Origin of the sequence: Mycobacterium fragae, from assembly GCF_002102185.1 — a bacterium.
Lineage (GTDB): Bacteria > Actinomycetota > Actinomycetes > Mycobacteriales > Mycobacteriaceae > Mycobacterium > Mycobacterium fragae.
On record NZ_LQOW01000014.1, the window covers coordinates 203,929 to 226,712 of the forward strand.

Consider the following 22,784-nt stretch of genomic DNA (forward strand, 5'->3'; position numbering starts at 1 on the left):
GTGCGGCGGCTACTGTGCGGCTTCCAGCAGCTCGTCCAGCGATTCGGTGAGCAGCCCCGGCAGCACGTCAACATCGCTCATCGCATCCCGGTCGGCGTTGATCCCGAAATACAGTGTGCCGTTGTAGGAAGTCACGCCGATGGCCAGCACCTGGTTGTTCAGCAGCGGCGGCACCGCATAGGTCTCCAGCAATTTTGCGCCCGCAACATACATCTGCGACTGCGCGCCGGGTGCGTTGGTGATCAGCAGGTTGAACAGCCGCGACGACAAGCTGGTGGCGACCCGGATACCCATCGCGTGCAGGGTGGGCGGCACGAAACCCGAGAGCGTCACGATCGTTCGCGCATCGACGAGGCTGGCAGCGGTCGGGTTCGACTCGGTGGCGTGCGCGATCTGGGATAGGCGCACCACAGCGTTGCCCTCCCCCACCGGCAGATCGACCAGAAACGGTGTCACCTGGCTGACCACCTGCGCGCGGCTCGCCGAGTCGAACGTCTCGTCGACATACACCGGCAGCGGCGCCATCGCCCGCACCGTATCGGTCTGCGCCGTCAGCTCACCGCGAGACAGCAGCCAGTTGCGCAGCGCCCCGGTTATCACTGCCAGCACCACATCGTTGACGTCGCAGTTGTAGCGCGCTCGCACCGCCCGATAGTCATCGAGACGTCCGCGCGCAACCGTGAACCGCCGATTGCGGGAGACCTTCGTGTTGAGTGGGCTACTGGGGGCAGTGCCCCGCGCGACCGTTCGGGCGATATCGAACAGCCGTCGACCCACTTCGACCACTTGTCCGGAGTTGGTTACCAGTTCGGTCAGCCCGGACTGGACCGCCCTCAGCTGCGCGCCGGGGCGGGTGGCCCAGTCCGCGATCGCGCCCAAGAACAGCCGCACGGTACCGGGTTCGCCGGCCGGCAACCAGATGTCTTCGATGAACGGCGGCGGACGCCGTGACCGGTCGGCAAGGACGTGGCCGATTTCCACCGCGCCCATCCCGTTGATCAGCGCCTGGTGCGACTTGGTGTAGAGCGCGATGCGGTTCTTGGCCAGACCCTCGACCAGGTACATCTCCCACAGGGGCCGGGACTTGTCCAATGGCCGGGCGGCCAGCCGCGCGATCAGCTCGTGCAGTTGCTCGTCGCTGCCCGGCGACGGCAGCGCTGAGCGCCGGACGTGGTAGGTGATGTCGAAGTCACGGTCGTCGACCCACACCGGCCTGGCCAGGCCCATCGTCACTTCGCGGACCTTCTGCCGGTACCGCGGGACGCGTGGGAGCCGCTGTTCGACGGTGGCCAACAACGTTTCGTAGCTCAGCCCAGCGCGCGGTTGGCGCAGGATCGACAGCGAGCCCACGTACATGGGAGTGGCGGTGTTCTCCAGCTGGTAGAAGGACGCGTCCGACGTGGACAACCGCGTCACGGCGCTTCTCCCTTTTCCGCCCTTGGCAATTCGCCGACCAATCGATCTGTCGCCCACGGTAACCGGCGACTCTGGCCGACTGCACGTGCGGGTACGCGGATGCCGGAGTTGTGCGATGATGATCACACGCGGCGATCGCAAGCGCGGCGCAGCCGGGCGCAGCGGGTCGCCGCAACACAGTTGTCTGCCACTCTCCCGCAGGCTCGTCCCTTCGAGACCACTGGAGAGTGCAATGTCATCCGTCAGACCCGTCGTGGACTACGAACCGCCACCGCGGGACGTCCGGCACTGTCAACCCCCATCGCCGGAGGCATTGCGCCGCCCCAACACGCATGTACCGCAACGACATTCAGGTCGACACACCGCGGCTGCCGATTCTCCGAACATGCCCGCTGCTATGCGGCAGGCGGCAATCTTCGCCGATGCGGCGCTGCGCCGAGTCCTGGAGGTCATCGACCGCCGCCGCCCCATCGCGCAACTGCGCGGGTTGCTGGCCGCGGGCCTCGTCGACTCGGTGCTGTGCGCTAACCGGTTCGCGGCCGGTCATGAGGAGGCAGCGGTGCTGCGCCGGTTGCGCCTGCAGGCGATCGGGCCGACCGTCGCCGAGGTGTTCGGAACCTACAGCCGTGGCCGGCGTGTTCACGCCATCGCCTGCCGCATCGAGCGAGTCGCAGGCAACCGGTGGCAGGTGGCGGCCCTACACATTGGCTGATGCCGGCAGGGGGCCGCCGGTGAACCGGGCCAGCACCGGACCGGCAATCGCCACCACAAACACATAGGCCATCGCCAGCGCACCGAGGCCGGGTATCGACGAGCCCACCAATCCGATGATGATCAGCGAGAATTCGGCCCTGGCGATCAGCGTGGTACCGGCGCGCAGCTGCCCGCGCCGCGCCACTCCCTCGCGCCGCGCGGCGAACACCCCGGTCGCCACCTTCGTCGCGCCGGTGACGGCGGCCAGCGCGATGGCCACCGGAAGCATCGGCACCAGATGTTGCGGATCGACCGACACCCCGATGCCCAGAAAGAAGATCGCGGCGAAGAGGTCACGCAGCGGGCCCAGCACCTTGCGGGAGCGGTCGGCGGTTTCCCCGGTCAGGGTGAGCCCGACCAGAAACGCCCCGACGGCGGCCGAGGCGTGCACATGCTCGGCCAACGCCGCCACGATCAGCGTGATGCCCAGCACCCTCAGCAGCAGCTGTTCGGAGTCGGGGTGTCCAACCAGCCGGCCGACGTGGTGGCCCCAGCGATACGAGGCGGCGAACGCCACCCAAAACGCGACAACCGCCACGACCATCTCACCCAGGGCGAGAAGCCAGCCGCCACCCGACGCCAGCACCGCGAAAAACGGCAGATAGGCCGCCATCGCGAAGTCCTCCAGAACAAGCACGGCCAACACGGCCGGCGTCTCCCGATTACCAAGGCGGCGCAGGTCCTCGAGGAGGCGCGCGATCAAACCGGACGACGACACGTAGGTGACTCCGGCCAGCGCGAGGATGCCGATGCCGTTGAGTCCCAGCAGCCAGCCGGCCACGGCGCCGGGTGTGGCGTTGAGGACGATGTCGACCGCCGCCGAGGGCAGGTGGTAGCGCAGGCTGCTGGCGAATTCTGGGGCGGAGAACTCCAGGCCCAGGGTGAGCAGCAGTAGCACCACCCCGATGGGCGCGCCGGTGGCGATGAACTCCCGCGCGGCGGAGACCGGAGCCACCCCGCCGGTGCCCAGCCCGAGGCCGGCGAGCAGATAGACCGGTATCGGGGAGAGCGCGAACCGGCGCGTCACGGCCCCCAGCAGGGCGAGCGCGGTCAGGACGGCGCCGAGTTGCAACAGCAGCGGCACCGAGACTTCCACCGGCTCAGCCCTTAGCGACGATCTCTTCGACCCCGGCGATGCCCTCTTCGGTGCCGATCACCACCAGCACATCCTGTGCGCGCAGCACTTCGGCCGGCCCCGGTGAGGCCAGCACCTCCTCGTTGCGAACGATCGCGACGATCGATGCGCCGGTGCGGGTGCGCGCGGCCGTGTCGCCGAGCGGCCGGTCGACGAACGGGCTGCCCGGCCGGATCTGAGCTTGACCTACGTCGATTCCAGGTACTTCCCTGGTCAACTCGGTGAACCGTTCGGCGATCCGCGGCGCTCCCAGGATCTGGGCGACGGCGTCCGCCTCGTCGTCGGTGAGCCGGAAGACCGGACAAGCCTGGTCGGGATCGTCGGGTGCGTATCGGACGACCTCGAAGTCGCCGCTGCGCCGGGCGATGATGCCGATGCGTTCGCCGTCGTGGCTGGTGAACTCGTATCGGACCCCGATGCTGGGCAGCAGCACCTCTTTGACGTCCACGGTGCTAACGCCGTTTGGTCGATTTCACCGATTTGGGGGGCTTAGGCCCCTGACGGCCCTGGCGGCGAGCGGCCTCTCGTCGTTCCCGTCGGCTGGCGCCGGCCGGCACCCCGGGCGAGCCCTTCTGCCCGCCACCGCCGTTGCCCTGCACCTGCGCAGACCCGTCTTCGGCGGGGCCGGAGTAGGTCAGGGCGCGGGAGTCGTCCTCAATTCCCTTGGTCCGCAACGCGCTTGGCGCGGCCTGTTGCGATGCGCCGACGCCGGCCCGCTCTTGTGCGCGTGCCGCTGCGGCGGTTGCGAACTCCGCCAGATCCTCCGGTTCGGCCACTGGGGCGACCTCGGGTGGGGGCACCGCCTCGACCACGACGTTGAACAGGAAGCCGACCGACTCCTCTTTCAGCCCGTCGAGCATGGCCATGAACATGTCGTAGCCCTCGCGCTGGTACTCGACCAGCGGGTCGCGCTGGGCCATCGCGCGCAGGCCGATGCCCTCCTTGAGGTAATCCATCTCGTAGAGGTGCTCACGCCACTTGCGGTCGATGACGTTGAGCAGCACGTTGCGCTCCAGCTGGCGCATGGCGCCGGCACCGGCGATCTCCTCGAGCTCGGCCTCGCGTGCGGCGTAGGCGCGTTCGGCGTCCTTGATCAACGCGTCGAGCAGCTCCTCGCGGGTCAGCTCGCCGGGCTCGCCGACGGCGTTCGGGTCGAACAGATCCTTGTGATCGATACCGACCGGATACAGCGTCTTCAGCGCATCCCACAGCTTGTCCAGATCCCAGTCCTCGGCGTAGCCCTCGGCGGTGGCGCCGTTGACGTAGGCGGTGATCACGTCGACGAGCATGTCGTGGGCCTGCTGCTGCAGGTTCTCGCCCTCCAGGATGCGGCGGCGCTCGGCGTAGATGACCTTGCGCTGCTGGTTCATCACCTCGTCGTATTTGAGGACGTTCTTGCGGACCTCGAAGTTCTGCTGCTCGACCTGGGTCTGGGCGCTCTTGATCGCGCGGGTCACCATCTTGGCCTCGATCGGCACATCGTCGGGCAGATTGAGCCGGGTGAGCAGCGACTCCAGCGCGGCGCCGTTGAAGCGCCGCATCAGCTCGTCGCCCAGCGACAGGTAGAACCGGGACTCGCCGGGGTCGCCCTGACGCCCGGAGCGACCGCGCAGCTGGTTGTCGATGCGCCGGGCCTCATGCCGCTCGGTGCCCAGCACGTAGAGCCCGCCGGCCTCGATGACCTCTTTGGCCTCGGCCGCGGCTTCGGATTTGACCTGCGGCAACACCTCATGCCAGCCCTGCTCGTATTCCTCCGGGGTCTCGACCGGGTCCAGCCCCTGCTCGCGCAGCCGGGTGTCGGCCAGGAAGTCGACGTTGCCGCCGAGCACGATGTCTGTGCCGCGGCCGGCCATGTTGGTCGCAACCGTGATCGCACCGCGCCGACCGGCCACCGCGATGATGCCGGCCTCCTGCTCGTGGTACTTCGCGTTGAGCACGTTGTGCGGGATGCGACGCTTCTGGAACTGGCGCGACAGATATTCCGAGCGCTCGACGCTGGTGGTGCCGATGAGCACAGGCTGACCCTTTTCGTACCGCTCGCTGACGTCATCGACGACCGCGATGTACTTGGCCTCCTCGGTCTTGTAGATCAAGTCGGACTGGTCGGTGCGGATCATCGGCTTGTTGGTCGGGATGCTCACCACGCCGAGCTTGTAGATCTCGTGCAGCTCGGCGGCCTCGGTCTGCGCGGTCCCGGTCATTCCGGCGAGCTTGTCGTAGAGCCGGAAATAGTTCTGCAGGGTGATGGTCGCCAGCGTCTGATTCTCGGCCTTGATCTCGACGTGCTCCTTGGCCTCGATGGCCTGGTGCATGCCCTCGTTGTAGCGGCGGCCGTACAGCACGCGACCGGTGAACTCGTCGACGATGAGGACCTCGCCGTCGCGGACGATGTAGTCCTTGTCGCGCTGGAACAGCTCCTTGGCCTTGATCGCGTTGTTGAGGTAGCTGACCAGCGGCGAGTTGGCGGCCTCGTAGAGGTTGTCGATGCCGAGCTGGTCTTCGACGAATTCCACGCCGAGCTCGTGCACACCGATGGTGCGCTTGCGCAGGTCGACCTCGTAGTGGACGTCCTTTTCCATCAGCGGCGCCAAGCGGGCGAACTCGGTGTACCAGTTCGAGGAGCCGTCGGCCGGACCGGAGATGATCAGCGGGGTGCGGGCCTCGTCGATCAGAATCGAGTCGACCTCGTCGACGATCGCATAGCTGTGGCCGCGCTGGACGCACTCCTCCAGCGAATGGGCCATGTTGTCGCGCAGGTAGTCGAAGCCGAACTCGTTGTTGGTGCCATAGGTGATGTCGGCGGCATAGGCGACGCGCCGCTCGTCGGGCGGCATCTGCGCGAGGATCACGCCGACATCCAGGCCCAGGAAGCGGTGCACCCGGCCCATCCACTCGCTGTCGCGTTTGGCCAGGTAGTCGTTGACGGTGACGATGTGCACGCCCTTGCCGCCGATGCCGTTGAGGTAGGCCGGCAGCACCGAAGTCAGCGTCTTACCTTCACCGGTCTTCATCTCGGCGACGTTGCCGAAGTGCAGCGCCGCCGCGCCCATCACCTGCACGTCGAACGGTCGCTGGTCGAGCACCCGCCAGGCCGCTTCACGGGCCACCGCGAACGCTTCGGGCAGCAGGTCGTCAAGGCTTTCGCCGTCGGCGTGACGCTTCTTGAACTCGTCGGTCTTGGCCCGCAGCTCGGCGTCGGTCAGCTTTTCGACGTCGTCGGACAAGGTGCCTACATAGTCGGCCACCCCCTTGAGGCGCTTGACCATGCGACCTTCGCCAAGGCGCAGCAACTTACTAAGCACGGCTTTGTCCCTTATGGGTAGGAGTCTTTGGCGCTCCCCATCCTAGGTGACGGGTCGGCGAGAGCCGCCCATCGTCAGGCCAGCCGGATCAGGCCATAGTCGTAGCCGTGCCGGCGATAGACCACGCTGGCCTTGTCGGTCTCCTTGTCGTGGAAAAGAAAGAAGTCGTGGCCGACGAGTTCCATCTGTGAGAGCGCGTCGTCGACGGTCATCGGGGTCGCTGGGTGTTCCTTGGTGCGCACGATTCGACCCGGCTCGTGGTCGACGTCGGCTTCAGGTGCGGGCTCTGCGTTTGTGACCGGTGCAGGCGACGGCGCCGTCGCGGTGGCCGTGGCCAGTGAAACGGGTGTCTTGTCGCCGTAGTGGACTTTGCGGCGATCCTTGACCCGGCGCAATCGGGCCTCCAGCTTGGCGGCCGCGGCCTCGAATGCGGCATAGAAGCTGTTGGCGCAGGCCTCGCCGCGGACTACCGGCCCGCGGCCGCGGGCGCTGATCTCGACACGTTGACACGACTTGCGCTGGCGTCGGTTGGGGGCGTGTTTGAGTTCGACATCGAACAGGTAGATCGTTCGGTCGAACCGTTCCAAGCGGGCGAGTTTCTGCGAAACGTAGATGCGGTAGTGGTCGGGGATCTCGACGTTGCGTCCTTTGACGACGACCTCGGCACGCGGCGTCGGTTCGTCCTGCTCGTCGCTGTCCGCCAGAAGCTGGCCGGAATCCACGGTTTGCCTTGACATTCTGGACAACTCGTTTCTCTCGCGTCGCACGCGCCAGGCGTGCCCGGCTGTCAGGTACACGCGCCGACGGGGTTCGCATGGTGCCGTGGCCGCCCGCCGGTGCAAAGGTGTCGAGAACTCACCTCCTACCGTCATTGGGTCCGTGGCGCCTCGATCTATGGAGAAGCGCCGCCGTGAGGCGTTCACGGGTGCTTGGTCCCGACGGTAGACCGTTTACAGGCGGTAGTGCCAGTATTTTCCTGTTGCGAGTTGTTTACGCCGCTGCAACGGCCAAGACTGCCGACACGCGGATACCCGCGGCCTGCAGGACGCGTACCGACTCGCAGGCGGTCGCGCCGGTGGTGACGATGTCGTCGACGAGCAGCACGTCACCTTGGACCGGCCTGCGCAGCACCACCCGGCCCCTGATGTTGCGCTCTCGCTCGGCGGTACCCAGCCCGGCTGAGTCGCGGGCCACGGCCTTCATCCGCAACGCCGGGACGACGGCGATGCCCGGGTGCTTTTCCACCGCCGCGGTCGCCATCCGGGTGACCGGATCACCGCCGCGCCGACGCGCCGCCCAGCGGCGGGTGGGCGCCGGAACGATCGTCAGCGGAACGTCGAGCAGACCCCAGGTGAGTAGTCGGTGCACGCCGCATGCCAGGGCCCCGGCCAACGGAGCGATGAGGTCTGCCCGGCCGCGGTCCTTCATCCCGACGATCGCTTGGCGGCGCGCACCCGCGTAGCGGCCCAGCGCGAACACCGGCACTTGCGGATCGATGCGCGGGCTTACCACCCGCGGCGCATCGGGCGGTACCGATAACTCGGTGGCGCAGGCCTCGCACCATCGAGTCGACGCCGCGCCGCAGCCTCCGCACTCCCGCGGCAACATCAGATCGAGCACGACGCCAAGTGTGGCGGGCAGGGGCGACAAGGAGGAGGGCCGCTAGCCCCATGCGCTCCCAAGCCGAGCGCGATAACTGGTCGCAGCCCGTCGCGCAAGAAGCCTCACCAGCAACCTCTGCGGTGGCGCCATGCCGGCAAGGAAGCGCCGCCGCTCGTCGATGGTGCATGCCTCCAGGGCCATGCCGACAAATGCGAGGCCGAACCACACGTTGCGGCCGGTAAGGAAGGAGCCACCCCGTTCGGTTACCGCGCGCCACTCGGCATCGCTCATGTTCTCGTTGATGAGCGGAACGATCCGCTCTTCTTCCGCGGCGAGGTGATCGCTAACCAACTCCCCCAGCGCCCTGATCTCAGAAACCAGCATCTGTGAGGCCCGCGACTGAATCGCGAAATGCCTCGTGGAGTTAGTCGCCGCAATCCACTCGGTCAGCCGCAACTCGACACCGACCACTGCCTTGGCGATGAACTCGTGTTCGGTCTCCATGCGCTGGATGTCTTCAGCACATTGGGGCATCCGGTCGTGCAGCTTCGGCCACAACAGCTCGTCTTCGGCCATGTGGTGGTGGTGCAGCGCCGCCAGCACGTTTTTGGTATGGCCTGCCACTCGATTCGCGCGGCCACGCTGACCGGGCCGCACGCTGCGGACCAGATGGGGAGCCGATTGCAGCTCCTTGCGGAAAATACTGTGCACCAAGGCCATTTCGAATGCGTCGGTCGGCATCGTTTCATGCACCTCTTCTCGTGAACATTAGGACTGCGCACACAGCCCTGCTTTCGCTTGGTTGACGAGGCTGGCGCATAACCGACAGCCACACGACATATCTGAGTATCGAGATCTCTAGACGCATCACTGCGCAACCGACCTCGACGAAGTAGCACAGGTTGGATCGTTGACCCCATGCGATAACCGCGTACCGTCGCCCAGCTCGATGAACCGGCGCACGACACCGTCGACTGTGGGCAATGGGGTCACGGGGCGGCACTTCGCTGGACTGCCGCGGCGTGTTCTCCGGCTCGTTTGCCAGAGAACACGCAGTCAGCTAGTGAAAGGCCACTAATGTAGGAGTTCGAACAGACGCCGACCGCTGTCCGCCCGACTGCGTAAAGGCCCCGAATGGGAGACCCATTGTCGGTCAATACCTCTCCACTGGCTCCGTCAACTCTCAAGCCTCCCAGAGTGATCCCGGGGACGAAGTAGGCTCGGGAGGGCCGGATCGAGATGTCTAGGCCGTAGAACGGGGCACGTGTCAATGGACGACACATTGACGGTGCTTTGTGCGCGGGATCTTCGAGACCCCCATCCAGGGCGCTGTTATATGCCGCCACAGTCGTCTCTAGACCCGATGCTGAGATCCCCAGCTTGACGGCGAGCTCACGCAGGGTGGTGGCCTTGCGGCGCTCAATCGTGAACACCGCAGCCACTTGGAGCCGCTGCACAGACGAGGTCTGGCTGAGGAACTGAGCCCGCGCCCGCTTCCACATGGCCGCATCGAGAATGAGGAATCCCCGCCCACCGAATTCGCGGACCATGACGTCGGTGTGGGTGGCGCCGTAGAGATCCTCGTTGGCGATGCGCTCGCCGCTCACCCCCACGGTGATGCCCTCAAGCATCGCCGCGGGCGGGCTCAGGAACCGCCACCCAGCAATTCGATTCAGATACCCGGTTGCCCCGCCAACGTTGGCGCCAAGGATGATGCCGCTGCCATCGTCGGCCGCGGTACCCAGCGGTGATATGCCGGCATAGGAAGGTGCATAGCGGCGCACCATGTCACTGTTGAAGGCAAATCCACCGGCGGCCAAAATGACATTCGGTGCGCGTACGTTGAGCTCCTTGGAACGCCGCCATAGCCGTGCCTCACCAGTGGGAAACTTACTGGCGACTTCAGGAGCCCAGTTGAGAAGCTTGGACTGCAATGGTGCTGTGCGGCAATAGTATTGCCGCAGTAACGATTCGTCGGTGACACTGCGACACCGTACTCCTGCCATCCCGCATCCCTCTGTGACGAGCTGCTCGGCGCGGGTCAACGGGAGGAACACCACGCCGAGCTGGGCGGCCGAGCGGCGCAGTGCCCGCCACATCGTACGACCCGAACCCATGCCTTTGGCGACCTGACGGTGTCCGCGCGGAGCCGGCGTGGCGTGCAGGCAGTAGGGATAAGCGCGTTCATTCCCAGAGAAATACAGATAGTGCCTGTCGGTCGGATAAGACGTCTTGTAATCGCACAGCGACGCGGCAAATCTGGCGCCATGGCGCTCCAACCACGAAAGCCGCTGGACACTTTCGTCGCAGAACCTACGCAACGTCTGGTCGTCGACCGCACCGGCGACCTCTTGGCGGAGGTAGCTGTACATGTTGTCCGGTGTGTCTTCGTAGCCCGCCGCGTGCTGATAGGAAGTACCTCCGCCGGCATACACCACTCCACCCGAGAGCGCCGAGGCACCGCCTCCCAGTGATCGGTCCACGACGAGCACTCGCGCGCCATGCTCAGCGGCTGCAATTGCCGCACATGCGCCGGCAGCACCGAATCCTACTACCACTACATCGAAGTCACCGTTTTCGAACTTCATCACGCCGAGGCCGCCAGGCGATGCTGGGTCTTGATTTCCTCGGCAGCACGCTCGCCAATGACCACACACGGCGCCATTGTGTTACCGCTGGTGATTCTAGGCATGATGGATCCGTCAGCGACACGTAGGTTTTCGACGCCGTAGACCTTTAGGCTGCTGTCGACGACGGCGAGCGGATCGCGTCCCATTTTGGCCGTACCCACCATGTGCCAGTAGGTAATTGCAGCATTCCGCAGATACGCCAAAAGGTCCTCACCCTTCAGATCACCAGGCATCACCTCGCGCTTGAAAAGTGGACGCAGCAGCGCGGAATTGCCGACTTCACGCATGTCTTCAACACATTTCACCGCGAGACGTAAGTCGTCTGGGTGCGACAGACCGTTGTGCACCACCCTGACGGGTTGATCGGGATCGGGACTGGTTAGCTCGACGACGCCGCGGCTCTTGGGATGCGTGAGCGCCCCCAACATCGTCCAGCCAACGTCAGGGAGCTCGAATCGCGCACTGTTCTCCGGGGTAGTAAGCAGGAGTGGCCCTTGGCAGGCGAACAAGTCGGGCTCGTCCGATCCGTCGTGACTAGACCAAAACATGACCGCATCACCCAGCTGATCGGCCGGACCAGCGGGGAGTTCCCAGATGCACGAGAAACCAAGGTGGTCTTGGAGGTTACGACCGACACCGAGCAGATGCTGGACCACCGGCACTCCCAGAGCTTGCAACCTGCCCTGGTCGCCAACTCCGGAAAGCATGAGAGTTTTGGGAGTATGGATTGCTCCCATCGAGAGCACGACCTCCGCGCCGGCGACAAATCGCCGGATTTCGCCGCGATATGAGACCTCGACTGCGGTCGCCCGATTGTGCTCAATGATCACGCGGCGCACCAACGCATGTGACAGCACGGTCAGATTTGGCCGGTCCATGTACGGATAAGTGTACGAACGGAAGACCGATTGGCGCTTTCCATCGCGCGCCCGAATGTCGATGATCGCCGCGCCGCCCTTGCCTTCCATCATCTTTCCGTTCGGGTGGTCAAAGGAATCGATACCCAGGCATTCGGCGGCTTCCAGCACGGCCTGAGCCACGGGATGCGGGTTGCATCTCGGTTGCACGTAGGTAGGTCCACCGCTGCCCCGGTATTCGCTATCTGGAGCGCCATGCCAGTCCTCGGCGCGGCGGTAGGTCTCGAGAACGGACTCGTAGCTCCAAGCATTGCTTCCCGATTCGGCTGCGAAGAATTCCCAGTCCGATTTATGGCCGCGTACCCAGGCCATCAAGTTGATGCTCGAGCCGCCACCAAGAACCTTGCCCATGGACAGCGGTAGCGCCCGGCCATTGAGGTGCTGGTTGGGCTCCGCCTGGAACGCCCAATCCGTGACGCCGCCGAGGTTTGTGTGCCACAGGCTTGCCTCGGTGACGCTGGGTATGTCGTCGCTACCACCCGCTTCCAACAACAACACACTGACGGCTGGGTTTTCGGCCAGCCGACGGGCGATCACCGAGCCTGACGATCCGGCGCCGCAGACGATGAAGTCGTAGTGCTGTTTCAGGTCAGCAGCCAGGCGCTCCTGGTTTACGCGGACTCGGCGGGCGTGCTCGTTGTCGACGGTGGTATCGAAATCAGAGGGCATAGTTATCCATTCGCTTTCTAGTGGCCGGCGCTCTGACCGCCATCGATGTGGAGGACCTCACCGGTGACGAAAGGTGCCGTTTCGAGGTAGAGGGCGCCATGTACGACGTCGGCGACGGCGCCTATCCGGTTTTGGGGATGCAGTCCCGCGTAACTGGTGGCGGCGTCGACACCATCGTGCATGGGTGTATCGATGACGCCGGGAGATATTGCGTTGACCCGGATCCCATGGCGGGCGTATTCGATGGCTAGCGATTTGGTGACGGCGGCAAGGCCACCCTTGGTGAGTGCGGTCAAGGCCGACGGGACAGCAGTAAGAGCTTGTTCCACCAGGGTTGTGGTGATGTTGACGACGTGACCGCCGTCGTCTTGCGCCAACATCTCGGCGATGACGCGCTGTGTGATATGAAAGAATCCGAGCAGGTTTGCCGATGTGACCCGCGCATAGTCTTCGGTGGTGTAGAAGATGAACGGCTTGGGGACGAAGATGCCGGCGTTGTTGATCAATGTGTCGATGCGGCCAAACCGCGCTACCGCTTCAATAACGAGGCGCTCGGACGTGCTGGGATCGGCGATATCGCCCGCGACGGTGACTACCTCTGGATGGCTCGAGTCAGTAATGGTGCGCGAGTTGGCGATTACCCGATAGCCGTGCTTGCGGTACGCCTCGACCAAACCGGCACCGATCCCCCGCGATGCGCCGGTTATGATGGCGACTTTCTCACCGTCGAATTCCATTGCGTTGTTGTATGCCTCTCTATAGTTGGTTTAGCCCGCAAGCTCGCGCACCACGTCGGCCGCCGGACCCGCCTTCGCGTGATGGAACGCGGTGCCGGCCCACAATGCGACCCTGTGCGGATCGCCCAACTTGACCGCGGCCGCCTGGACGGGACCTGTCATCATGGCGACCTGGGGAAAACCGAATATTGCGTCGGCCTCGCGTCTGTCGATGAATCGGTTGCGCAACGCTCGTGCGTAGCGTCCGGTGAACGCACGCGTCAGCACCGTGTGGGTGAACTGCGGGTCACATAACGCCGACCGATGCACGGGATTTGTCCCGGCTTCGTCCGTGAGCAAGAACGCCGTGCCGAGCTGCACTGCAGCAGCCCCCACGTCGCGCATCCGGCTCACGTCAGCCGGAGTGGCCAGTCCCCCTGCCGCGACGACCGGGCAGTCGAAGCAGGCCACGAGGGCGCCGACCAAATCGTCGACCGGATCATCGGGCGGCACGGCCTGCGCGTCATATGTCGCCCGATGCCCTCCAGCCTCTGGGCCCTGGGCCACCAGAGCATCCACCCCGCCGCCTAACGCGATAACAGCTTCTCGAACTGTTGTCACCGTGGCGAGGTTCAAAATGCCGACAGCTCGGAGCCGGCGGCATACCTCTTCGCTGGGAGAACCGAACGTGAAGGACACGACCTCGGGACGAAGATCGCACACCACACCGAGTTTCGCCTCCCACTCGTCGTCAACTCCGCTCGGCTCATCCAGCGCAACACCGTAACGTTCGGCCTCCGGGGCCAGTGCTGCCGCGTATGTAGCGAGCTGTTCGCGTGTGGCAACTGGCTGCTGGGGCACAAACAGATTCACCCCGAGCGGCCCCGGCGTCAGCCTCCGCGCCGCGCCGATGGCATCGGCCAGGTCGTCGGCCGACAATAGGCCGGCCGCGAGAAAGCCAAGACCGCCCGCGTTGGTTACTGCGGCAGCCAACTCAGGCGTCGAGGGTCCCCCTGCCATCGGCGCGCCCAGAACCCGAATACTCAAATCCGCTATGCCAATTCGGTCAAGCACAAGACACCTCCGGGATAGTGGTCGGGCCTACTAACGCAAGTGCTTGCCCATCCACGATCAGGACACTGTTGTCCTCCAAGCGAATCCAGCCGCGATCCTGGAAATCGCGTAAGGTCGCAACGATTGTCTTCGGAGGAACACCGGTAAGAAGAGAGAAGTCGTTCAATGTCAGGTCATGCACCACCCTCACCACGTCACCCTCCCTCCGACCAAATCGTCGCCTCAAAAACAGCAGTCGGCTCGCAATGCGCTCTTGAGCGTCGGCGAACGCGAAATCGATAAACCTGTTCGTCGCCGCATTCGCCCAACGCGCGAACAGGCGCAGCACCTGATCGCTGACCTCTGGGCGTTCTGCCATCCAGCGCACAAGTTGGTCGCGTTCAATCGCTACGGCCCTAACCTCGGTGAGAGTGGTTACGCTCGTTTCTTGTGAATCGGGGTCGAAAAGGGTTATTGCACCGAATATCTCCCCGCGCCCGAGGATCTTCAGGACGATTTCGCAACCGTCAGGGCGCCGGTAGGAGACCTTGACTTTGCCTGAAATGATTATGTAGAAACGACCACCGAAGTCTCCCGGAGCGCCCACGACGCAGCCGGCGCTGAACTGCTCGGATTCCAGCTGCTGAGACAGGGACGCCACGGCGTCGGTGCTAGTCCTGCTGAAAAGTCCGGATGCGACGAGCGCCGCCTGCACATCGCTGTGCGCCAGGCCTTGGGGCCGTAACGGCTTTTCATTTGTTCGCGAAACCGCTTGAGTCGTCATGTCGTTAACGCTATGGGAGGCCACAGCAAGCCGACTAGCCGCTGGGCGCAGTCTGCTGGCCACATTGCGTGAGAGATTCTCCGTTCATCTACACCTGGGTCCAGGCGCAGATCAGCGGCGGCATTACGACGATGGCTTGCGCCGCGGCGGCTTCGTCCTGCAAACGTTGCGTAAGCGTGTCCAAATCGGCCAGCTCATCCGGAATTAGACCCAGCCGTTCAGCGAGAGGGAACAGCGAGCGCCATGTCTCGGCGACATAGGCGATGATGTCGGTGTCGTCGGCCCCGCCCAGCGGTGCGCCGAGCGTCAGCCGCGGGACTCCCAGGCCGGCGCTTCGAAACACTTTGGGTAGTTTGGCTCCGAACGCTGGATCAAAGCCAGCGGCCTGAAAGGCTTTCGCAACAGTCTCTTTCATCACTCGAAACAGCGGCATTTCGGCGACGCCGTATACCCCGTTTATGTCGGACTCGCAAAATGCAATGACGCCACCCGGACGCACCATGGCTGCGAGATGAGCCAGCGCCGCAACCGGATCGGGGAGGTGCATGAGGATCAACCGTCCGATCACGGCATCGACAGGCTCGTCCAAGCAGACGTCAGCGATCGTGGTTGCCTCGAAGCGCACGTTTCCCAGCCCTTGCTCCGCGGCGCGTCTGCGAGCGAGCCCAATGACGTCGGGCGCCGCATCCACGCCGAATACTGCACCCTCCGGTCCCACCAAGCGCGCGGCGATAAGCGACACGTCACCAGGTCCGCAGCCCACATCCAGCACCCGCATTCCGGGGCGCAGACCCGCCAGGCGCAGTGCGTGCTCGGTGAAGTCGTTATGCAGACGGCCCTGCAACAGCAAACGGTCGATCTCGGCGTCGACATGTCCCAGCACATACGCGCTGCCATCTAAGGACGTGTGATCAATGCTCATGGCTCGCAAATTCGCTACATCGGTTAGTTCGCCACGAACGCTATTGAGCCCAGGGAGCGATCCCTAGCCGCCGCACGCAACGCTCTGGCCAGATTGCGCAGGCCGGTGACGGTCTCCGCCCTTGCGGCACGTAGCCACGTCAGTGTCCGTTCCCTCCAAGGCTTCCGCAGCCATCGGAAAATTTCCGCACCGTGCGCAGTACGGCCGGAGCAGTGCGCACTTCGGCTAGTCGGTCTGCAGCCAAAGCAATAGTGTCGAAGCCATGCCTGAGCACGGGATACCCTTGCGCAGAATGGGTTTCCTCACCATAGGCCGATTCGACCAAAACAATCCGCGACCAGGCCATGAAGAGACACTGAGAATGATCGAGCGCGCTGAGGCGCTCGGCTTCGATAGTGTTTGGGTACGCCAGCGGCATTTACAACCGGGCATCTCTTCACCGGTGGCCCTGCTGGCTGCCGCCAGCCAGCGCACCCGTCGAATCGAGTTGGGCACCGCAGTGATCCCGCTCGGTCTAGAGAATCCGTTGCGGCTGGCCGAAGATCTGGCAACGGTAGACGTCCTTTCCGGTGGCCGACTCAACCCGGGTGTGTCGGTCGGCATTCCGCTGCTGTACGAACACTTTAAGACTGCGCTGTATCCTGAAACCCACGAGGTAGAGGACTTCTCGAAGGCACGGGTCGCTCGACTGCTGGCATGCCTGCGCGGCGACGCGGTCAGCGATTTCGAGGGGAGATTGGGCCAGGACAGATTTTTCCGCCAAGTCCAGCCGCACTCACCCGGTCTGGTCGACCGGATTTGGTACGGCGGCGGCCTGCAGTCCGCGGTGTGGGCGGGCAGCCACTGTCTCAACTATCTCACCGCCAATCTCGTTAGCGGCGAAGGAGCCCAATCGCTTGACTTCGCCAGTATCCAAGCCGAGCACATCGACGCGTTTCGAGCACACCATCCCAGACCCCAAACCGCGCGAGTATCACAGGGATTGGTGGTGATTCCTACCGACTCCGCATCGTCCGAACAGGTCGTCCGGTACCGGGCGTACGCCCAGAGCCGCATCGACCGCACCTTGCGACCCCAGGGACCGCGCAGCATGATCGCCTCTCCCGACTACGTCGGCACGTGCGAGGAACTCGTCGATATCCTGCACGCTCACCAAGGCTTTCAGCGCGTCGACGAGGTGGCCTTTGCATTGCCACATGGCTTCGATGAAGAAGATCACGTCCAAATCATCACCGATATGGCCGAAAAACTGGGACCGAAGCTGGGATGGAGCCCAACCCAAGCAAAATATGAGCTACCCGACTCCGCGCAGCACGACCACATTCGGGAATCGGATGATCAACAAAGGACTGTCGTTGCAAAATAACCTCACGTCGAGGCACGACGCCTATCGGCGTCTGTTTGGTGTATCTGGAGCGGCGCTTTCCGAAGCAGAGTGGATCGCTGCGATGAACACCGCGCTGCCGCCCCAACTCTCGGCGCTCAACGCGCGCTTCGAGACAGGGTCACGGTTAGACAAGTTCCTGAAGGTTTCCTTTTCTCCCGGACCTGAACGCTTCACGGCCTTCATGGCTCTCAGCGGTGGATCGGTCGCCGAGATGCTCGATCAAACGGCGACGCATTGCGGCACCTTGGTGACGGGCAAGGGGCTCCCCACCCTGACGATGACCGTGAACTACCTGCGCGCAGGGACCGGGAGTTCGTTTATTGCCACCACTCGCATGCTGTCGCTAACCCGCACCTCGGCACTGCTTCGGGCAGAGCTCGCGGACGAACAAGGGCGGGCCATCGCTTCAGCGTCCGTCGCCGCAAATTTGAGAGATATCACCCGATACTTGTGAGGCGGGCTCATCGACTATGCAGTGCGGCGCAGCGTCTTCATCGGCGGCTCTCGGTAGCGGGCCGTGTGTGCGGCAGCGAATCTGCCCAGGTTGGTGAAGCCCCAGCGGTAGGCAACCGCAGCCACGGTGACAGTCGATGGGTCCGAGTCGAGCAAGTCTTGGTGTGCTCGGCGCAGCCTGACCTCCCGCAGATATGCGGTAGGCGATGTGCCTAGGTGACGCCGGAACCCTTGCTGTAACGAACGGATGCTGAGGCAACTGCGCGCGGCCAACGCCGCGACCGTCAAAGGCTGGTCCGCCTCGGCCTCGATGACGTCGACTGCGGCGCGGATGGCGCGCGGCGTAGGCTCGGTCGGCTCACCCTCCAAGGTCGCGCGGTAAGGATGGTCCGTGGCGAGCAAGAACCCGCGGACAACGCTCTCAGCAAACGGCGTCCCGACCATTGGCTGCTGCAAGACACTATGAGGCCGAAACAGCTGCTCGGTGAATACCGACACCATGGTGATCCAGCTACGCACGGTTTGAGTGGTAGCCGACATGATGGGTTGGAAGTCGATTTGGGAAGTTATCGAGCGCCCGAGCGTATCCGCGAGAGCATCTTCGACGGCGTGACGATCGATCATCACGGCCAGCAGGCGACCGACGTAACCAGACATACCCGCCTTGCCCTCGGGCCGATACACCCCGACCGAGCCAGACTGCGCAGTGACAGAGATATCAGCACCCGTCGCCGCCGAGGAAGTCGCGACCGGCAAGGTGACGTGATAGTGGGGACGAATCTCACCGCCGTTCACCCATACGTCATCATGGAAATCGATGTCTAGCACCGTGATCGGGCCAGAGCGACGCATACGGTGCGTGAATGAAAACGAGCTGGTGTCCCCAAGCGGTCCAATGTCTGGCCACCAGTAAGGCGATGACTCCTGGTGACTCTGCCGCAGCTTCAGCTCGGCGAAGTCGTCCAGCGACCGCACTGAAACCCATGCGCTGGGGTCAGCGGTCACCTGGGTGTCTCCAACCCGATCCGCCATGGAGATCCTCTCTTCCAGCAGGGCTATGCGGTCCTCGTGTGGATCACAAGTTCGGTTGTGCTGCGCTGGAATGCCCTGCGGCGCAATGTCTCTGTGGGTGTCTCGCGATACCGCTCCGCGTGCGCGGCGGCGAACCTGCCGAGGTTGCTGAAGCCCCATTGGTAGGCAATCGACGCTACGGTAACCACCGATGGATCGAATTTTAGCAGGTCCTCGTGCGCTCGGCGCAGCCGGACCTCGCGCAGGTACGCCATCGGCGTCGTGTCCAGATGACGCCGGAAACCTTGCTGGAGCGTTCGGACACTTATGTAACAGCGGGCGGCGATAGAGGACAGCGTCAACGGCAAGTGTGCCTCTGTTTCCATGATTTCGACGGCGGTGCGAATCGCGCGCGGCGCAAGGGGCCGCGGGCCTCCCGTTAGGGCATCGAGATGAGGATGCTCGGCGGCGAACAAAAACCCGCGCACCAAGCCGTCGACGAAGGGCATGCCGACCAGGGGCTGAGCCAGCACGCTGTCGGGCCGGAATAAATGCTCCTTGAACGACACCAGCATGTTGATCCAGCTTCTCGTCGGCGCCGCATGGGTCGGAAGGACCGGCGTGAAGTCAACCTGCGACATCACCTGCCGACCCAGCGCATCGCTGAGCGCCTTATCGACGGCGACTCGGTCGATCTTCAAACAGATCATTTTGCTTCCCGCGTCCCACTGCCCTGAACCGAGACCCTCGGGCGCGTACACTGCCGCGCTGCCGGGCCCGCCGACCAGAGAGCAGCCCCTGTGTTCAGCCTCCGTGCGGCCGGCCTGCACCAAGACCACGCGATAGCTGTCGCACGGCTGGTTGCCGTCCATGGGCATGTCCGATCCCACGGCGATTTCGGATAACGCGACCGGGCCCATCCGACCCACCCGCTGGGTCAGCGAAAACGAATCTGGATCAGCTAACAGGCGGAGGTGGGGCCGGCCGCAGCAAACCCGGGCAAAGTCGTCGAACTCCTTCGCCGGCGTCCATATGTACGACTCCGAAGCGTCCGCTCTCGGTCTTTCCGTGACTCGGTCGCCTTCACTCACCGTTCGCAGATCCCCTCTCCATACCTGCGCACGCGACGCTAGCGTCGCTGACGTTGCTGCGGTACGTCGAGAGCGGAAGTGTGCGCGCTGTGGCCAGAGGTATGCGCAAACTGGCCACACCGGTTGCGCAACGCCTCCGCGGCTCGCTGCTGCGCTAGGTTTTATAGGCCTTAAGTCCATAGAGGACCGGGAATCGGGGTTCGCTTTCCGGCATGGCCCACCACCCGTCGTCGGTTTGAACCATCCGCGGCCAACGCGGCCAGGGAAGAAGGCACGTCTCGGTCAAACTTTCGATGATGAATCCGGTTTGCGCTATGGCGGTAATGACGTCGCCCAAGCCGTGTGCCCACTCGTAATGGAGGGTATCGCCGGCGAGCGCCGGTCCGTCGGTGTAGCTATGGCTGCTGTCGCGTTCGATGGGACCACGGCCCTCGAGATAGTCGTGCCGGATCACCAGGTCGTCAGCGTAGCCGGGCGTTTGAGTGGGACCGAGCGCGTTGAACAGTGGATGAAATTCCACGAGGTACAGAAAGCCGCCAGGTTTGAGTAGACGCGCTACCGTTTGCGCCCAAGCCATCAAATCGGGCAGATAACATAGCGCACCCTTGCCGGTGTAGACGATGTCGAAACGTTCCGCCCCTAACGCTTCGACCGCTTCATATACGTCGGCCTGCACGTATTCGATTGCCAGGGCTGCTCGGCTCGCGGCCCGCCGCGCCTCCTGGACGGACACACCGGAGAAATCTAGGCCGATGGCGTGCGCGCCCTTGAGCGCAATCGCCATTGTCTCCGTACCCAAGTGGCATTGAAGGTGCACAACCTCGCGCCCTTCGAGCGGGCCGAGGTCACGCCACTCGAAGGGCGCGAACCAGCTCAGCGGGTCACGGTTACCGATCCCATAGAACTTGCTGCGTGCGTGGATTGGCGCCCGCGCATCCCAGTTGCGCTGGTTAGCAGCAAGTTTTGTCCGAGTACCCGCGTCAAGCACCACCAGCACCCTCTCAGTCGGTCTTCACCAGTCTGTTGGCGTGTTGGTGACGGGTGGGTGTGAATACGAAGAACTACGCAGCGCCCATCAACCACGACGATAGGGTCCAGCTACCACAACACGACTAGCCGCGGCGCGCGCGGTCGTGGCCGGCCGACGCAGGACAGTTTCCTTCCTTTACGCGGACGGTGGAGCTCCGCAGCAGCGACGTCCTATTGCGTAGTGCGTCCAAGATCATGCGCGACATGGCTGTTCGTGTTACAGCCCGTCCGCCTACGTTCATCACGCATGAGCCAATTGCTTTCGGAATTTTAATCATGGACGACAGCTTCGACTATGTAATCATTGGAGCCGGATCCGCTGGATGTGTCGTTGCATCGCGGCTGTCTGAGCACGCCGGTTTGCGGGTGGCCCTGATAGAAGCTGGCGCCGGCAGCGGTCCGGCAGCCATGTCTAGCGCAAACAATCTCGACGCGATACAGCTGTTGGGCTCCTCCGTGGATTGGGGATTCACCACCACTCCCCAGATTGCCCTCGACGGTGCGATTCTGGGTTGTCCGCGAGGAAAGGTCTTAGGGGGATCCAGCAGCATCAACGGCATGCTCCATGTCAGGGGACACGCATCAAGCTACGACGCCTGGGAAGCGCAGGGTGCCAGGGGCTGGAATTACGAGACGATGCTGCCGCATCTTAAGCGAAGCGAGCGCACCGACGGTCGAGATCCCAACGTCCGGGGCACAGCCGGCCCGATGGTGATAGAAGAACCACCTGCAGCGAGTCCCCTTGCACACGCGCTATATCAAGCCGCGGTCGAAACCGGACACCCAGAAATAGAGGACGGCAATGGATCGGTAGCGGAGGGAGTGTCATGGCTGGAACAGAACGTCGTCAACAACAAACGGCAGAGCGCGGCTGATGCATACCTGCGTCCGGTGATGTCGCGGCCTAACCTCAGCGTGGTAACCGCCGCATGCGTACTCCGGCTCGTGATCGACGGTTCGCAGTGTCGCGGCGCCCAATACTACAAAGACGGCCACACGCGCGTCGTTCATGCCGAACGCGGAATAATTCTGTGCGCAGGGGTAATTGGATCGCCCAAGATACTCATGTTGTCTGGGATCGGTCCCGCAGCACGGCTGCGCGATCACGACATCGAGGTTCTCGCCGACCTTCCTGGTGTCGGCGAGAACTTGCACGACCATCCGATTACGTGGGTCTCATACGACACGAGGCAGATTGTGGATGCAACCCCGTCGCGCCTGCCATCCCTAATCAGTCGGAGCGATCAACATGCTGATCCCGACTTATTCTTCACGTTCGCTCCAGCCGCCATCGAACCGCGCTGGCGCGGCGCTGCCCCGGGGTTCTCGATATTGTTCGCATTGGTACGCCCCCGCAGCCGGGGTTCGCTCCGGCTACGTAGCTCCGAGCCGTTCGACGCACCTTTGATCGATCCGGCATACCTCACTGAGCCGGATGACGTCGGCCGCATGGCCATCGGTCTGCAGATGGCGCGCGAAATCGCGCACGCTAGAGCCCTGAAGCCTTGGCGGGGAACTGAACTCCTGCCAGGAGAGAAACTACGCAGCGACGACGATAGCGGTGCATTCCTACGGCGTACCACGGCAAGCTACCTCCATCTGGCTGGCACTTGTCGCATCGGCACCGACGACCACGCCGTAGTAGACCCACAACTGCGTGTCCGAGGAATCGACAACCTGTGTGTCGCCGACGCGTCGGTCATGCCTTCCTTAGTGGCGGCGCCGCCAAATGCGGCAACACTTGCGATCGCTGAACGCGCAGCCGAGCTCATCAACTCCGATAGTCTGCGCCACCGCCTGTTGCGCGAAGCAGGCTGACGCACGCACCGTTTTCGCCATACCGCCGCGGTGTGGTGAAGCCGAAACTTGTTCTGAACTCACGGAGGTTACTACAGATGAACGGTAAGAGGCGTC

20 protein-coding genes are annotated in these 22,784 nt (G+C 63.8%); 4 read left to right on the forward strand and 16 right to left on the reverse strand.

Features of this window, described 5'->3' with window-relative positions; all coding sequences use genetic code 11:
- Positions 1–9: 9 nt before the first annotated feature.
- Positions 10–1,416, reverse strand: coding sequence for a WS/DGAT/MGAT family O-acyltransferase (locus AWC06_RS23390; protein WP_085195919.1), 1,407 nt, complete (start codon positions 1,414–1,416; stop codon positions 10–12).
- 232 nt (positions 1,417–1,648) lie between these two features.
- Between AWC06_RS23390 and AWC06_RS07475 the strand changes: the two genes are divergently transcribed.
- Positions 1,649–2,128, forward strand: a complete 480-nt coding sequence (locus AWC06_RS07475; RefSeq protein ID WP_085195920.1) for an Rv3235 family protein — start codon at positions 1,649–1,651, stop codon at positions 2,126–2,128.
- Here AWC06_RS07475 and AWC06_RS07480 read toward each other — a convergent pair.
- From AWC06_RS07480 to AWC06_RS07535, 12 genes are all read right to left on the reverse strand, one after another.
- Complete coding sequence (locus tag AWC06_RS07480) at positions 2,114–3,265, reverse strand: cation:proton antiporter (RefSeq protein WP_085195922.1); 1,152 nt, start codon at positions 3,263–3,265, stop codon at positions 2,114–2,116. The two genes, AWC06_RS07475 and AWC06_RS07480, sit on opposite strands and share 15 nt — an antisense overlap.
- A 4-nt stretch (positions 3,266–3,269) precedes the next feature.
- On the reverse strand, positions 3,270–3,752 hold the full coding sequence (locus AWC06_RS07485; RefSeq protein WP_085195924.1) for a cation:proton antiporter regulatory subunit: 483 nt from the start codon (positions 3,750–3,752) through the stop codon (positions 3,270–3,272).
- A gap of 4 nt (positions 3,753–3,756) precedes the next feature.
- On the reverse strand, positions 3,757–6,606 hold the full coding sequence (gene secA / locus AWC06_RS07490; RefSeq protein ID WP_085195926.1) for a preprotein translocase subunit SecA: 2,850 nt from the start codon (positions 6,604–6,606) through the stop codon (positions 3,757–3,759).
- Positions 6,607–6,680: 74 nt separating this feature from the next.
- Complete coding sequence (gene hpf / locus AWC06_RS07495; protein WP_085195928.1) at positions 6,681–7,328, reverse strand: ribosome hibernation-promoting factor, HPF/YfiA family; 648 nt, start codon at positions 7,326–7,328, stop codon at positions 6,681–6,683.
- Positions 7,329–7,596: 268 nt separating this feature from the next.
- A complete protein-coding gene (locus AWC06_RS07500; RefSeq protein WP_085195930.1) occupies positions 7,597–8,226 on the reverse strand; it encodes a ComF family protein in 630 nt (209 codons plus the stop codon).
- A 42-nt stretch (positions 8,227–8,268) separates the two neighbouring features.
- Positions 8,269–8,949 (reverse strand): hemerythrin domain-containing protein, encoded by a 681-nt coding sequence (locus AWC06_RS07505; RefSeq protein WP_085195932.1) that lies wholly within the window; start codon positions 8,947–8,949, stop codon positions 8,269–8,271.
- Between the two features lie 248 nt (positions 8,950–9,197).
- Positions 9,198–10,796, reverse strand: a complete 1,599-nt coding sequence (locus AWC06_RS07510) for an FAD-binding protein (protein ID WP_085195934.1) — start codon at positions 10,794–10,796, stop codon at positions 9,198–9,200.
- Entirely contained in the window at positions 10,796–12,355 is a 1,560-nt protein-coding gene (locus AWC06_RS07515; RefSeq protein ID WP_425320174.1) for a GMC family oxidoreductase, read from the reverse strand. The genes AWC06_RS07510 and AWC06_RS07515 overlap by 1 nt, the downstream gene beginning before the upstream one ends.
- Positions 12,356–12,441: 86 nt before the next feature.
- Entirely contained in the window at positions 12,442–13,161 is a 720-nt protein-coding gene (locus AWC06_RS07520; RefSeq protein ID WP_085195938.1) for an SDR family NAD(P)-dependent oxidoreductase, read from the reverse strand.
- Between the two features lie 30 nt (positions 13,162–13,191).
- Positions 13,192–14,196, reverse strand: coding sequence for an NAD(P)H-dependent flavin oxidoreductase (locus AWC06_RS07525; RefSeq protein WP_264033146.1), 1,005 nt, complete (start codon positions 14,194–14,196; stop codon positions 13,192–13,194).
- Between the two features lie 10 nt (positions 14,197–14,206).
- On the reverse strand, positions 14,207–14,977 hold the full coding sequence (locus AWC06_RS07530) for a Crp/Fnr family transcriptional regulator (protein WP_085195942.1): 771 nt from the start codon (positions 14,975–14,977) through the stop codon (positions 14,207–14,209).
- An 88-nt stretch (positions 14,978–15,065) separates the two neighbouring features.
- Entirely contained in the window at positions 15,066–15,899 is an 834-nt protein-coding gene (locus tag AWC06_RS07535; protein ID WP_085195944.1) for a methyltransferase domain-containing protein, read from the reverse strand.
- 262 nt (positions 15,900–16,161) lie between these two features.
- On the opposite strand from AWC06_RS07535, the gene AWC06_RS07540 reads away from it, so the two are divergent.
- Complete coding sequence (locus AWC06_RS07540) at positions 16,162–17,265, forward strand: LLM class flavin-dependent oxidoreductase (protein WP_085195946.1); 1,104 nt, start codon at positions 16,162–16,164, stop codon at positions 17,263–17,265.
- Entirely contained in the window at positions 17,234–17,740 is a 507-nt protein-coding gene (locus AWC06_RS07545; protein WP_169715314.1) for a PaaI family thioesterase, read from the forward strand. The genes AWC06_RS07540 and AWC06_RS07545 overlap by 32 nt, the downstream gene beginning before the upstream one ends.
- 14 nt (positions 17,741–17,754) lie before the next feature.
- On the opposite strand, the gene AWC06_RS07550 is transcribed toward AWC06_RS07545, so the two are convergent.
- The 3 genes from AWC06_RS07550 to AWC06_RS07560 are packed head-to-tail and all read right to left on the reverse strand — an operon-like array spanning position 17,755 to position 20,829.
- Complete coding sequence (locus tag AWC06_RS07550; protein WP_169715315.1) at positions 17,755–18,771, reverse strand: AraC family transcriptional regulator; 1,017 nt, start codon at positions 18,769–18,771, stop codon at positions 17,755–17,757.
- Between the two features lie 23 nt (positions 18,772–18,794).
- Positions 18,795–20,021, reverse strand: coding sequence for an AraC family transcriptional regulator (locus AWC06_RS07555; protein WP_085195950.1), 1,227 nt, complete (start codon positions 20,019–20,021; stop codon positions 18,795–18,797).
- On the reverse strand, positions 19,996–20,829 hold the full coding sequence (locus AWC06_RS07560) for a class I SAM-dependent methyltransferase (protein ID WP_139819958.1): 834 nt from the start codon (positions 20,827–20,829) through the stop codon (positions 19,996–19,998). The genes AWC06_RS07555 and AWC06_RS07560 overlap by 26 nt, the downstream gene beginning before the upstream one ends.
- 317 nt (positions 20,830–21,146) lie before the next feature.
- Here AWC06_RS07560 and AWC06_RS07565 point away from each other — a divergent pair, with 317 nt between their 5' ends.
- Positions 21,147–22,688, forward strand: a complete 1,542-nt coding sequence (locus tag AWC06_RS07565; protein ID WP_169715317.1) for a GMC family oxidoreductase — start codon at positions 21,147–21,149, stop codon at positions 22,686–22,688.
- The last annotated feature ends 96 nt before the right edge of the window (positions 22,689–22,784 follow it).

Bases quoted from the DNA above. Each gene is read 5' to 3' on its own strand.
- AWC06_RS07475 (WP_085195920.1), top strand. From the start codon at position 1,649: ATGTCATCCGTCAGACCCGTCGTGGACTACGAACCGCCACCGCGGGAC.
- AWC06_RS07505 (WP_085195932.1), bottom strand. From the start codon at position 8,949: ATGCCGACCGACGCATTCGAAATGGCCTTGGTGCACAGTATTTTCCGC.
- AWC06_RS07510 (WP_085195934.1), bottom strand. From the start codon at position 10,796: ATGAAGTTCGAAAACGGTGACTTCGATGTAGTGGTAGTAGGATTCGGT.
- AWC06_RS07520 (WP_085195938.1), bottom strand. From the start codon at position 13,161: ATGGAATTCGACGGTGAGAAAGTCGCCATCATAACCGGCGCATCGCGG.
- AWC06_RS07530 (WP_085195942.1), bottom strand. From the start codon at position 14,977: ATGACGACTCAAGCGGTTTCGCGAACAAATGAAAAGCCGTTACGGCCC.
- AWC06_RS07535 (WP_085195944.1), bottom strand. From the start codon at position 15,899: ATGAGCATTGATCACACGTCCTTAGATGGCAGCGCGTATGTGCTGGGA.
- AWC06_RS07540 (WP_085195946.1), top strand. From the start codon at position 16,162: ATGCCTGAGCACGGGATACCCTTGCGCAGAATGGGTTTCCTCACCATA.
- AWC06_RS07545 (WP_169715314.1), top strand. From the start codon at position 17,234: ATGATCAACAAAGGACTGTCGTTGCAAAATAACCTCACGTCGAGGCAC.
- AWC06_RS07550 (WP_169715315.1), bottom strand. From the start codon at position 18,771: ATGGCGGATCGGGTTGGAGACACCCAGGTGACCGCTGACCCCAGCGCA.
- AWC06_RS07555 (WP_085195950.1), bottom strand. From the start codon at position 20,021: ATGGACTTAAGGCCTATAAAACCTAGCGCAGCAGCGAGCCGCGGAGGC.
- AWC06_RS07565 (WP_169715317.1), top strand. From the start codon at position 21,147: ATGGACGACAGCTTCGACTATGTAATCATTGGAGCCGGATCCGCTGGA.